Genomic DNA, 11,282 nt, shown 5'->3' on the forward strand with positions numbered 1-11,282 from the left:
TATACAATACGCTCGGACCTGTCAGGACGTTTCAATTCCTGTACATTCCGCTTTTTTTACAATTTATGCTCTAGTCTTTTACGCAAAAATTCACGCCCGCGATGCACCCGCGTTTTGATCGTCGTCACCGGCATGTCCAATACGTCGCCGATTTCCTGCAGCGACATCTCCTGCAAATAACGAAGGACCATAACCGACTTATATTTGGCAGGCAGCGTTTCAATCGCTTGGTGAATGATTCGCTGCGTCTCCGACAGCATCGTTTCGCTCTCCGGCGTCCGGTTATCGCTTGGCACCATCGAATAGCCGTCCAATCCCTCATGATCCGTCGACTCTGCATCCAGTGAATAAGTCGGTTTTCTGCGCCGCAGCCGGTCAATGCATAAATTCGTCGCGATTCGATAAATCCAGGTCGAAAATTTTAACGATTCATCGTAACGATCCAGATTGCGATAAACGCGAAGAAACGTATCCTGCACGACGTCTTCCGCTTCCTGCCGATTATAAAGCATGCGGTAAGCCATATGATAGAGCTTGTCCTGATACATATCCACGATCTCGGCGAATGCCTGCTGATCGCCCTTGAGCGCCAGTCTGGCTAATCTCGCTTCTACTGATATCACCGTTATTCCCCCAGACGTGACGATTGCTCCTCCGTTCTATTGCCGGATCGCCGCTCGGCCACTACAATGCCGCACAAAATGAGTACGATGCCGAACGTCTGCCACATGCTAATCCGTTCTCCTGCTATAAGCCAAGCTGCACATGCCGCGACGGGCAGCTCTATTGATCCCAGCATAGAGGCTAAGCTGCTCCCGATTCTCGGAATACCGATCGAAAATAAGACCGTTGGGAAAACCTGTCCAAGCGTCCCCAGCACCAGCCCGATACCAGCCATCTGAAGCTCACGCTCCCCTGCGCCTGCGTGCCACCCATATAACACGACAACGAGCACCAGCGATGCTGTTGTAATAAAAGCAGACTTTATAACGGGATCGCCTGCTGTATCCACCCTGCCCGTAAGCCACAGGAACAAGCTGTAGGTGATTGCAGACAGTAATCCATACACCGTTCCGATGGAAGCAAGCCGATCGATCCCATCGCTTGTTACCCCAACCGCAAGCACGGTACCTGCGAGTACAATGGCAATGGCGATCCAATGCCATCGATTTGGCCATTTTCGGTTCCAAATGCTGTCTATTAGAATCGTAATCCACGTAAACTGAAAAAGCAAGACGATCGCGAGCGAAGCATCCAGTCGAGCTAACGCCAAGTTGTACAGGATCGTTGTTGCCCCCATGCCAAAAATCCCGATAGAAGCTAGCTTTATCCATGGACCTCGAAACGGGTTAGACCAAACGTCGCGTCGCAACAGTACCATGATCCACAACAAAATAGCCCCGATTCCCACCTGATGAACCGTAATTTGCTCGAATGTGTACCCCTGATCATACGTGAGCTTCACAATGGGCGATAAGAAACCGTAGCTTGATGCCCCCAGCAGCACAAATAAAACTGCTAAGCCATACCCAGGTGCTTTCAATTGCTTCCCTCCTCCAACCGCACAAAAGGCCGGGCAGCACGGCATATCGCCGCCCTGATCCCGACCTTGAAAACCATATCCATATTATGCTGCTACAGCAAATATGCTTTACAGCATTAGCCCGTATTGCGCAGTCCAGCTGCAATTCCGTTGATCGTAAGCAGCACTTCACGCAGGAGTTCTGCATCGCCGCTATCGTCAGGAATCGAGCGAAGCTCGGTCAGCAGCTGCACTTGCAGGTAGCTGAGCGGATCGACGTACGGGTTACGCAGACGAATCGATTCTTGAATAACCGGTACATTATCCAAAATTTCCGATTGTCCCGTAATGTCGAGGATGAGGCGCAGCGTACGCGCATACTCTTCTTCGATTTGCCCGAAAATGCGATCGCGAATCGTGCCGTCTTTAATCATACCCGCATATTCGCGAGCGATCAGCAGATCTGCTTTCGCCAGCGCCATTTGCAGGTTGTCAATTAGCGAGCGGAAGAACGGGAAGCGCGTGTACATGTCACGAAGCTTCTGCATGCGTCCGTTGTCGCCTTGAACGAACTGCTCGATTGCATAGCCTGAAGCATACCATGCCGGCAGCAAGTAGCGGCTTTGCGTCCATGCGAATACCCATGGAATTGCGCGCAGATCCTCAAACCGGTCGCTGTTCTTCCGTTTCGAAGGACGCGATCCGATATTCAGCTCGCCTACCTCGGCCAGAGGCGTCGATTCCTTGAAGAACGTCATGAAGTCCGGATCGCGGAAGATCAGATCCTGATACTTATGAAGCGCCGTCTCGGAGATGCTGCGTGCAATATCGTCCCAATCCGTTTCAACCTTCGGCATTTGCTCTGGGTATTTCGCCAGACGCGCCGCAGTGATAAGCGCCCAAGTCGCTTGCTCAAGGCTGCGGTATGCAATATCATGCAAGCCGTAACGCGAGGACAATACTTCGCCTTGCTCCGTAATTTTGATACCGCCGCCAATCGTATGAGGAGGCTGTGCCAAAATGCTGCGGTTCAGCGGCATGCCGCCGCGTCCAAGCGCACCGCCGCGGCCGTGGAAGAATTTCAGCTTCACGCCGAATTCACCCGCCGAAGCCGTAATGTCGTTCAACGCTACGCGCAGCTCCCAGTTTGCGGTTACGACTCCGCCGTCCTTGTTGCTATCGGAATAGCCCAGCATGATTTCATGGACTTCGCCCATAGCCGAAACAGCTTCACGGTAAATCGGCAGCTCGAACAGCTTCTTCATAATGCCTGGCGCTGCATGCAGGTCGTCAATCGTTTCAAACAGCGGCACGGATTGCAGCGTGCAACGTACCGAGCCGTCCGCTTCTTTACGGAACAGACCGACTTCCTTAGCGAACACCATGACTTCAAGCATGTCGCTCGCCGCTTCCGTCATACTGATCAGGTAGCTTGAAATGCAGTTAATGCCGAATTCCTTCTGTGCACGATATACCGTCGCATAGACATCCAAGCATTCACGCGTCGATTCCGAATATTCCAAATGCCCGCTCGTCAATGGACGCGGATCGTTAAGCAGCTTAGCCAGCAGCTCAACCTTCGCATCCTCCGACAGCTCAGCATAGTTATCTACAATGCGCATCTTCTGCAGCACTTCTGTCATTGCGTTCTCATGCTCTTGGCTGTGTTGGCGAATGTCTAGCTTCGACATATGGAACCCGAATAGCTCCACTTGGCGAACCAGCTTGCGAATATGCGTATCTGCCGCATAGTCTGCGAAATGATGACGCAAGCTGCGATCGATGATTTTAAGATCCTCGATCAACTCTTCTGGGCTTTCATAACGATTCGCAGCACCATCGCGCGTGTTCGCCAGCTTTTGCAAAATGTATCCCACTTTAATGCGATACGGCTCTTGCTCGTTGCGCCAGATATCAACGCAATTCAGCTCGACGTTCTCGCGGTCCGCGCGGATCGATTCCACCAGCTCGGGCGATACTTCAACGATGTTTGTGCTAAAGCTCAGCAGCCCCATCAGATCTTGCAACGCTTCGCTATATTTGTCCAGCGCCAAAGCGCGGTGCAGCGTCAATGTTTCCCACGTTACTTTTGCTTTAACCGATGGGTTGCCGTCACGGTCTCCGCCAATCCAGGAACCGAACCGCAGGTACGATGGCACATGCCAGTTCTCTTCCGGATAATACTTCGCTAGGCAGCGCTCCAGCTCTTCGTATACGTTCGGCAGCGCTTCAAACAACGTCTCGTCGAAGAAGAACAAACCGTTGCGCACTTCATCGATAACGGTCGGTTTGCGGCCGCGAAGCTCGTCCGTTTGCCATAGCGTGAATACTTCATTCAGCAGCTTCTCACGCAGCTTTTCACGTTCGCGATGCGTCAGCGTCGGATCATCAAGCTCCATAACGTCGCTTGCAATCCGTTTGTGGATATCCAATACTGCGCGGCGCGTTGCTTCCGTTGGATGCGCCGTCATAACGAGCTCCAGCGAAATGCCGTCCAGCATATCCTTAACGTCTTCAATCGCGATATTGCGTTCTTTCAATACTTTTACCGCGTCCTCAATCGACCCTGGCTGAGCGCCTTCGCCCGCAGAGCGCTCGTAATCGCGTTTGCGGCGAATACGATGATTTTGCTCGGCGATGTTGACGAGTTGGAAATACAATGCGAATGCCCGAATGACCTGATGACGAATGTCAGGACTTAAGGAAGCGATTGTTGATTTGAACTCATCATACAGCTCCGGGAGGTATTCCGCGCGCAGAGATTTACTCATCTCACGGATTTTCTCGACGATCTCCAGCAGCTCTTCGCCGCCTTGATGGACGAGCACTTCACCCAAAATGTTGCCTAAGAAGCGGACATCGCGGCGAAGTAAAGAATTCGCATTTGCTTTGTTCGCTGTCAGGCTCGTTGCAGTCTGTTCCGACATACTGTTCCTCCTTCAGATGTCATCGCTTCTGCCGTTCCCGGTCGGCCGCTTTCACGATGCATCTTTGTCTGTAAGGTTTTTCCTTTGCATTTTGCACAAACAAAATCAACCGCGCGGGTAAAACGCTTCATGCCAGGCCACAATCCCACCAACCATTTGGACGTTGCTGCTTCAAGCACACACAGCTGATTTTGCTGTACAAAATGGTTCGCGACCAAACGCCATAAACGGACGCGCTTCATTGCACTTTTCTTATCATACTACAAAACGGTGATGTGTTGAAGTGCTTCCTCGGGAATGCTCAACATCTGCCAGAATAACAAGAAAGCTCCTCGCCAGTGAAGGCAAGGAGCTGATTCGTTCTATCAAAGTAATGAGATGGCGTGCCCTGAGAGATTCGAACTCCCGACCTTTTGATTCGTAGTCAAACGCTCTATCCAGCTGAGCTAAGGGCACATATGGAGCGGAAGACGGGAATCGAACCCGCGACCCTCGCCTTGGCAAGGCGATGCTCTACCGCTGAGCCACTTCCGCATGTATGCCTGTTGCTAAACACCTATGTTCTTGAGCAACAGAAATGATTATATAACTTTTCAATACCGAATGCAAGTACTTCTTTTGTTGTAAATTCATACGTTAACTTTTAAACGAATTTCATGAGCATCTTCGCATGCTTTCTAACGAAGAGGTCCTCCAAACGAATATCACTATAAAAAACAAAAAACTCCTACTCGGAGTTTGTCATTCATTAAATGGAGCGGGTGATGGGAATCGAACCCACGCTATCAGCTTGGAAGGCTGAAGTTCTACCATTGAACTACACCCGCAAAATAAATGGTCGGGATGACACGATTCGAACATGCGACCCCCTGGTCCCAAACCAGGTGCTCTACCAAGCTGAGCTACATCCCGTAAAACGATAATGGCGTGCCCTGAGAGATTCGAACTCCCGACCTTTTGATTCGTAGTCAAACGCTCTATCCAGCTGAGCTAAGGGCACTAATTATGGAGCGGAAGACGGGAATCGAACCCGCGACCCTCGCCTTGGCAAGGCGATGCTCTACCGCTGAGCCACTTCCGCATATTGTGTGTTCGCTGCGTTTATCAGCGGCGACAAGAAATAATATAACAGATAAATAAAACGAGTGCAACCCCTTTTGCGAAAAAACTTCAATTCTTTTTTAAAATACTTATTTTCTCTGCTCAAGAGCCTCTGTAAGAGCCCATTATGTACTTCTATTCATCCAAAAAGCCGTACGAGCCTCGCCCAAAATTAGCAGCTTAGTCGTACGACCTTTCATGAAATGATTGATCCGATTAACTATTCATCATGCAATCGCAAGCGCTGCAGTCGTTGGCTGCATCAGCTTAGACCACTGCCGCTTCCAATGTACGGCTGTTAGGCTGTTGCGTAGCTTCTCCATGCGAATGAACAAGCGCATACGGCAAGCATAACGGCACGCCGGTGCGAGGATCGCGAACGATATCGGCTTCGATGTTAAATACGTCCCGCAAAATTTGCGGCGTCATTACTTCCTCCGGGGAGCCCTCGCCTTTAACCGTACCTTTGTTAATAGCAATCATGTGATGCGCATAACGTGACGCATGATTGAGATCATGGACGACCATTACAATTGTTCGGTTGTTCTCTTCGTTTAGTTTCTGCAGGAGCTGCAGCACCTCAAGCTGATGCGCCATATCGAGGAACGTAGTCGGCTCATCCAAGAACAAAATATCGGTTTCTTGCGCTAAAGCCATTGCGATCCATGCCCGTTGACGCTGGCCGCCGGACAGCTGATCTACCGGCCGCTCTGCGAACTCCATCATCCCCGTCGCTTGAATCGCCCATTGGACAATCGAGCGGTCTTCTTTGGTTAATGACCCAAATCCCTTTTGGTAAGGGAAACGGCCGTAGGAAACGAGCTCCGTAACCGTCAGGCCGTCAGGCGCTGTCGGATTTTGCGGCAATATCGCAAGCTGCTTCGCAACTTCCTTCGTCGATTGTTTATGGATAGACTTGCCATCTAGCAGTACCTGTCCGTTAGAAGGAGACATGATCCTCGCCATCGTCTTCAGTATCGTCGACTTGCCCGATCCGTTCGAACCGACAAGCGCCGTAATCTTGCCCTGCGGAATCGCGATATTCAAATTTTGTACGATCATCCGATCTTCATATGAAATATCCAACTGAGCTGTCGTAAGTCGAATCATCATCTAGTCACTCCTTCATCTGAACAAGCACACGATCTAAATCCCTTGTAGGGATGTTCCTATATGTAGTCTTCGTTGGTTTGCATTGGATGATAACGATTATCATTATACTCTACTAACGATGATAATCGTTATCAGTTCATTAGTCAATCATTTATGTTTCATCTTCTTCATTTGTGCCATTAAAATGCTTCATTAACGCTTCCTTAAACACGCGTGCCGCGTTACTGAGCGACCGTTCCCGATGCGTAATGATGCCATGAGTTATCATCATTGGCTTATTCATAGGCAGAATGACGATTTGCCCCTCAGCTGCCTCCTGTGTGATGGTCCGGCGCGGCAAGCAAGCGATGCCTAGACCGGATCGAATAAGCTGCTTCACCATATCGAGGCTCGGCAATGCCATATGCTCAACTGCATGCTGCTGCTGCAGCCATCTGTGACCGATTGTGTGATAGATGCATTGCTCGCCAAAAGACAGCAGAGGAGCCCCTTCAAGCGCTCTCCAGCCCTCTGCGGCCCATTTACGGCCCCATTCCTGCGAGACAGCGATGACGAGCTCATCCTCCACAAGAGGTTCAAATATGAGCTCCTCTGCCTCAGGCTGCATCGGTACGATGCCTAGTTCAATCCGGTGGCGAAGCACTTCCTGCACCGTATCCGTCTGAAAGCCCGTTTCTATTTTGACGCGGATATTCGGATATTCATGCAGAAACCGCCCAAGCCAATTTCCCCACTCTGACACATAAAACGATTCTAATAAACGAATCGATACGATCCCATTAGGTTTGTCATCCCCTGATATCGCTTCCTCCATCGTCGAAGCCAACTGCAAGAAACGGTACATGAATGGCGCCACTTTCTCTCCCGATTCCGTCGGTGTTACGCCGCGCGAGGACCGAACATACAGCTGTCGCCCCAATTGCTCCTCCAACAGCTTCAAATGTACCGTTACCGTCGACTGTACATAACCTAGCCGCTCTGCAGCTCGGCTTATACTACGTTCTTCCCATAACGCAATAAAGGTTTTCACGAGCCTGCCTTCCATTCGATCATACATGAGCTGCAATCCCCATTCTATTTCATTTATCAATAGTATATATTCCATTCATTCGTTATTCAAATACTAAAAGCAATGCTATGCTTAGGACCAGTGGAGATGACCTTAGACAACATCGAACCCTTCGCTTAAGTTCCATTCCGATGACGTTACATGTTGGAGTCGTCCGTTCTTCTTTAATCCCTGTCCGCTCATCCCATCCCAGCAATGAAAGGTGTGTATATGTTTATGAATAAACAAGGCTTTCGAATTGGCGTGTATCTGTTCAAAGATGCCGAGGTACTCGATTATTCAGCGCCTATCGGTGTGATTAGCGTTGCTAAACGATATGACCCCGCATTGGATATATTCACGATAAGCGAGTCCATGCGCCCTATTCAAACGTTAACGGGTCTAACGATCATCCCGTCCTATGCGTTTAACGATAAACCTGCAATGGATGCTTTCCTAATTCCAGGAGGTTATGGGACTAGACAAGAAATGTATAATGGCAATCTCCATCGGTTCATCCACTCATTATCCGATGATTGCCTTCTTACGAGCGTTTGTACCGGTTCCTGGATCTATGGCCAAATGGGGCTTCTAAACGGCCGATCCGCCACCAATCGTAAAGAGCCTGATGCGCTGGAGGCCTCCTCCTTGGGTCAGACGCCGATTGATCGATTGGCACAGATCGCTCCCGCATGCCGGATCTCACGAGCTCGTGTCGTCGATAGTGGTCGAATCATTACCGCAGGCGGCATTGCCTCCGGGATGGAGCTTGGCTTCCATCTTCTTCGCAAAGCTGGTTATGAAGAAGCATTCATAGAAAACGTAGCCCGAACAATGGAATACAACCACGCGTATGAGGGATATAGAAATGATATCCATTATGATAAATAGAAACAACAAAAAAGCTCTCGAGAATGATCTCGAGAGCTGCTGTTGATTAGTATGGTGCGCGTAGAGGGACTTGAACCCCCACGGTTGCCCGCTGGAACCTAAATCCAGTGCGTCTGCCAATTCCGCCATACGCGCATGATACAAAAGTGAGCCATGTAGGACTCGAACCTACGACACCCTGATTAAAAGTCAGGTGCTCTACCAACTGAGCTAATGGCTCATAACAAATGGCTGGGGATCCAGGGATCGAACCTGGGAATGACGGAGTCAAAGTCCGTTGCCTTACCGCTTGGCTAATCCCCAATAAAGAATGGTGGAGGCTGACGGGATCGAACCGCCGACCCTCTGCTTGTAAGGCAGATGCTCTCCCAGCTGAGCTAAGCCTCCAAAATGGTGACCCGTAGGGGATTCGAACCCCTGTTACCTCCGTGAAAGGGAGGTGTCTTAACCCCTTGACCAACGGGCCTAAATAAGTGCTCATAAAAAAAAGATGAAAATGGAGCTCTCAACCGGGATCGAACCGGTGACCTCATCCTTACCATGGATGCACTCTACCTACTGAGCTATGAGAGCGAAATGGCTCCCCGAACAGGACTCGAACCTGTGACAACTCGATTAACAGTCGAGTGCTCTACCAACTGAGCTATCAGGGAACAGAACAAGGTGCAATTGCCACCTTCAAAACTGGATGCGAATGATGAATCCTTAGCTTAGTCTTGCTCACGAAGTTTGCTTCTCATACAAGAAGCAAAGCGTATGCTCTCGAAGTTGCGATTTTGGCATTCGCCAAAACGCTTAGGATAAGCCCTCGACCTATTAGTACTCGTCAGCTGCACGCATTGCTGCGCTTCCACCTCGAGCCTATCAACCTGGTCGTCTTCCAGGGGTCTTACATACTGGGAAATCTCATCTTGAGGGGGGCTTCGCGCTTAGATGCTTTCAGCGCTTATCCCGTCCGCACTTGGCTACCCAGCGATGCTCCTGGCGGAACAACTGGTACACCAGCGGTGCGTCCATCCCGGTCCTCTCGTACTAAGGACAGCTCCTCTCAAATTTCCTACGCCCACGACAGATAGGGACCGAACTGTCTCACGACGTTCTGAACCCAGCTCGCGTACCGCTTTAATGGGCGAACAGCCCAACCCTTGGGACCTACTTCAGCCCCAGGATGCGATGAGCCGACATCGAGGTGCCAAACCTCCCCGTCGATGTGGACTCTTGGGGGAGATAAGCCTGTTATCCCCAGGGTAGCTTTTATCCGTTGAGCGATGGCCCTTCCATTCGGTACCACCGGATCACTAAGCCCGACTTTCGTCCCTGCTCGACTTGTTGGTCTCGCAGTCAAGCTCCCTTATGCCTTTGCACTCTCCGAATGATTTCCAACCATTCTGAGGGAACCTTTGGGCGCCTCCGTTACATTTTAGGAGGCGACCGCCCCAGTCAAACTGCCCACCTGACACGGTCCCCCTACCGGCTTCACGGTAGTGGGTTAGAACTCCGATACGATCAGGGTGGTATCCCAACGGCGCCTCCACCCAAGCTGGCGCTCAGGCTTCCTAGGCTCCCACCTATCCTGTACAGATCGTACCAAAGTCCAATATCAAGCTGCAGTAAAGCTCCATGGGGTCTTTCCGTCTTGTCGCGGGTAACCTGCATCTTCACAGGTATTAAAATTTCACCGGATCTCTCGTTGAGACAGCGCCCAAGTCGTTACGCCATTCGTGCGGGTCAGAATTTACCTGACAAGGAATTTCGCTACCTTAGGACCGTTATAGTTACGGCCGCCGTTTACTGGGGCTTCGGTTCATAGCTTCGCCTTGCGGCTAACCACTCCCCTTAACCTTCCAGCACCGGGCAGGCGTCAGCCCGTATACTTCGCCTTACGGCTTCGCACAGACCTGTGTTTTTGCTAAACAGTCGCTTGGGCCTTTTCACTGCGGCCCCCTCGGGCTATTCACCCTACCGAGGCACCCCTTCTCCCGAAGTTACGGGGTCATTTTGCCGAGTTCCTTAACGAGAGTTCTTCCGCGCGCCTTAGCATGCTCTGCTCGCCTACCTGTGTCGGTTTGCGGTACGGGCACCTTCACCTGGCTAGAAGCTTTTCTTGGCAGCGGGAACACATGACCTTCGGTACTATAATTTTCCCTCCCCATCACAGCCCAGCCTTACGATGTGCGGATTTGCCTACACATCAGCCTCACTGCTTGGACGGACTATTCCATCAGTCCGCGTCACTATCCTTCTGCGTCACTCCATTGCTCATAACGGTTTACGGTGGTACAGGAATATCAACCTGTTGTCCTTCGACTACGCCTTTCGGCCTCGCCTTAGGTCCCGACTTACCCTGAGCGGACGAGCCTTCCTCAGGAACCCTTAGGCTTTCGGCGGACAAGATTCTCACTTGTCTTTTCGTTACTCATACCGGCATTCTCACTTGAATGCAGTCCACCAGTCCTTCCGGTCTGACTTCAACCCGCATTCAACGCTCCCCTACCCAAGTACCTACTGGTACATGCCATAGCTTCGGTGGTGTGTTTAGCCCCGTTACATTTTCGGCGCAGAGTCACTCGACCAGTGAGCTATTACGCACTCTTTAAATGGTGGCTGCTTCTAAGCCAACATCCTGGTTGTCTGTGCAACTCCACATCCTTTCCCACTTAACACACACTTGGGGACCTTA

Annotated in this window: 6 protein-coding genes, 13 tRNA genes and 1 rRNA gene (1 of these 20 only partly in view); 1 reads left to right on the forward strand and 19 read right to left on the reverse strand. The window is 50.8% G+C overall.

Annotated elements, in window-relative coordinates:
* Positions 1–56 precede the first annotated feature (56 nt).
* The 11 genes from sigW to PAECUDRAFT_RS09450 form a co-directional block, all read right to left on the reverse strand.
* The gene (gene sigW / locus PAECUDRAFT_RS09400) at positions 57–623 is read right to left on the reverse strand and encodes an RNA polymerase sigma factor SigW (RefSeq protein ID WP_006037900.1); all 567 of its coding nucleotides are present in this window, start codon (positions 621–623) and stop codon (positions 57–59) included.
* Positions 624–625: 2 nt separating this feature from the next.
* Positions 626–1,543, reverse strand: a complete 918-nt coding sequence (locus PAECUDRAFT_RS09405; RefSeq protein WP_006037901.1) for an EamA family transporter — start codon at positions 1,541–1,543, stop codon at positions 626–628.
* A 116-nt stretch (positions 1,544–1,659) separates the two neighbouring features.
* Positions 1,660–4,449, reverse strand: coding sequence for a phosphoenolpyruvate carboxylase (gene ppc, locus PAECUDRAFT_RS09410; RefSeq protein WP_006037902.1), 2,790 nt, complete (start codon positions 4,447–4,449; stop codon positions 1,660–1,662).
* A gap of 379 nt (positions 4,450–4,828) precedes the next feature.
* Positions 4,829–4,905, reverse strand: a tRNA-Arg gene (locus PAECUDRAFT_RS09415).
* A 3-nt stretch (positions 4,906–4,908) separates the two neighbouring features.
* A tRNA-Gly gene (locus tag PAECUDRAFT_RS09420) sits at positions 4,909–4,983 on the reverse strand.
* A gap of 219 nt (positions 4,984–5,202) precedes the next feature.
* A tRNA-Gly gene (locus tag PAECUDRAFT_RS09425) sits at positions 5,203–5,276 on the reverse strand.
* Between the two features lie 8 nt (positions 5,277–5,284).
* Positions 5,285–5,361, reverse strand: a tRNA-Pro gene (locus tag PAECUDRAFT_RS09430).
* 11 nt (positions 5,362–5,372) lie between these two features.
* Positions 5,373–5,449, reverse strand: a tRNA-Arg gene (locus PAECUDRAFT_RS09435).
* 6 nt (positions 5,450–5,455) lie between these two features.
* A tRNA-Gly gene (locus tag PAECUDRAFT_RS09440) sits at positions 5,456–5,530 on the reverse strand.
* A gap of 287 nt (positions 5,531–5,817) precedes the next feature.
* Positions 5,818–6,660 carry an ABC transporter ATP-binding protein gene (locus PAECUDRAFT_RS09445; RefSeq protein ID WP_006037903.1) on the reverse strand — a complete coding sequence of 281 codons (843 nt, stop codon included), beginning with the start codon at positions 6,658–6,660 and terminating at the stop codon, positions 5,818–5,820.
* A 154-nt stretch (positions 6,661–6,814) separates the two neighbouring features.
* Positions 6,815–7,720 (reverse strand): LysR family transcriptional regulator, encoded by a 906-nt coding sequence (locus tag PAECUDRAFT_RS09450; protein WP_006037904.1) that lies wholly within the window; start codon positions 7,718–7,720, stop codon positions 6,815–6,817.
* A 222-nt stretch (positions 7,721–7,942) separates the two neighbouring features.
* Here PAECUDRAFT_RS09450 and PAECUDRAFT_RS09455 point away from each other — a divergent pair, with 222 nt between their 5' ends.
* Entirely contained in the window at positions 7,943–8,602 is a 660-nt protein-coding gene (locus PAECUDRAFT_RS09455) for a DJ-1/PfpI family protein (protein WP_006037905.1), read from the forward strand.
* A gap of 52 nt (positions 8,603–8,654) precedes the next feature.
* On the opposite strand, the gene PAECUDRAFT_RS09460 is transcribed toward PAECUDRAFT_RS09455, so the two are convergent.
* The 8 genes from PAECUDRAFT_RS09460 to PAECUDRAFT_RS09495 form a co-directional block, all read right to left on the reverse strand.
* Positions 8,655–8,737 (reverse strand) — tRNA-Leu (locus PAECUDRAFT_RS09460).
* 12 nt (positions 8,738–8,749) lie between these two features.
* Positions 8,750–8,822 (reverse strand) — tRNA-Lys (locus PAECUDRAFT_RS09465).
* A gap of 8 nt (positions 8,823–8,830) precedes the next feature.
* A tRNA-Gln gene (locus tag PAECUDRAFT_RS09470) sits at positions 8,831–8,905 on the reverse strand.
* 8 nt (positions 8,906–8,913) lie between these two features.
* Positions 8,914–8,989: transfer RNA gene (locus PAECUDRAFT_RS09475), tRNA-Val, on the reverse strand.
* Positions 8,990–8,993: 4 nt separating this feature from the next.
* A tRNA-Glu gene (locus tag PAECUDRAFT_RS09480) sits at positions 8,994–9,068 on the reverse strand.
* Between the two features lie 31 nt (positions 9,069–9,099).
* Positions 9,100–9,175 (reverse strand) — tRNA-Thr (locus PAECUDRAFT_RS09485).
* Between the two features lie 4 nt (positions 9,176–9,179).
* A tRNA-Asn gene (locus PAECUDRAFT_RS09490) sits at positions 9,180–9,255 on the reverse strand.
* A gap of 143 nt (positions 9,256–9,398) precedes the next feature.
* Positions 9,399–11,282: ribosomal RNA gene (locus PAECUDRAFT_RS09495) — 23S ribosomal RNA — on the reverse strand (it continues 1,046 nt past the right edge of the window).

This window comes from Paenibacillus curdlanolyticus YK9 (assembly GCF_000179615.1).
GTDB classification, from domain to species: Bacteria; Bacillota; Bacilli; order Paenibacillales; family Paenibacillaceae; genus Paenibacillus_T; species Paenibacillus_T curdlanolyticus.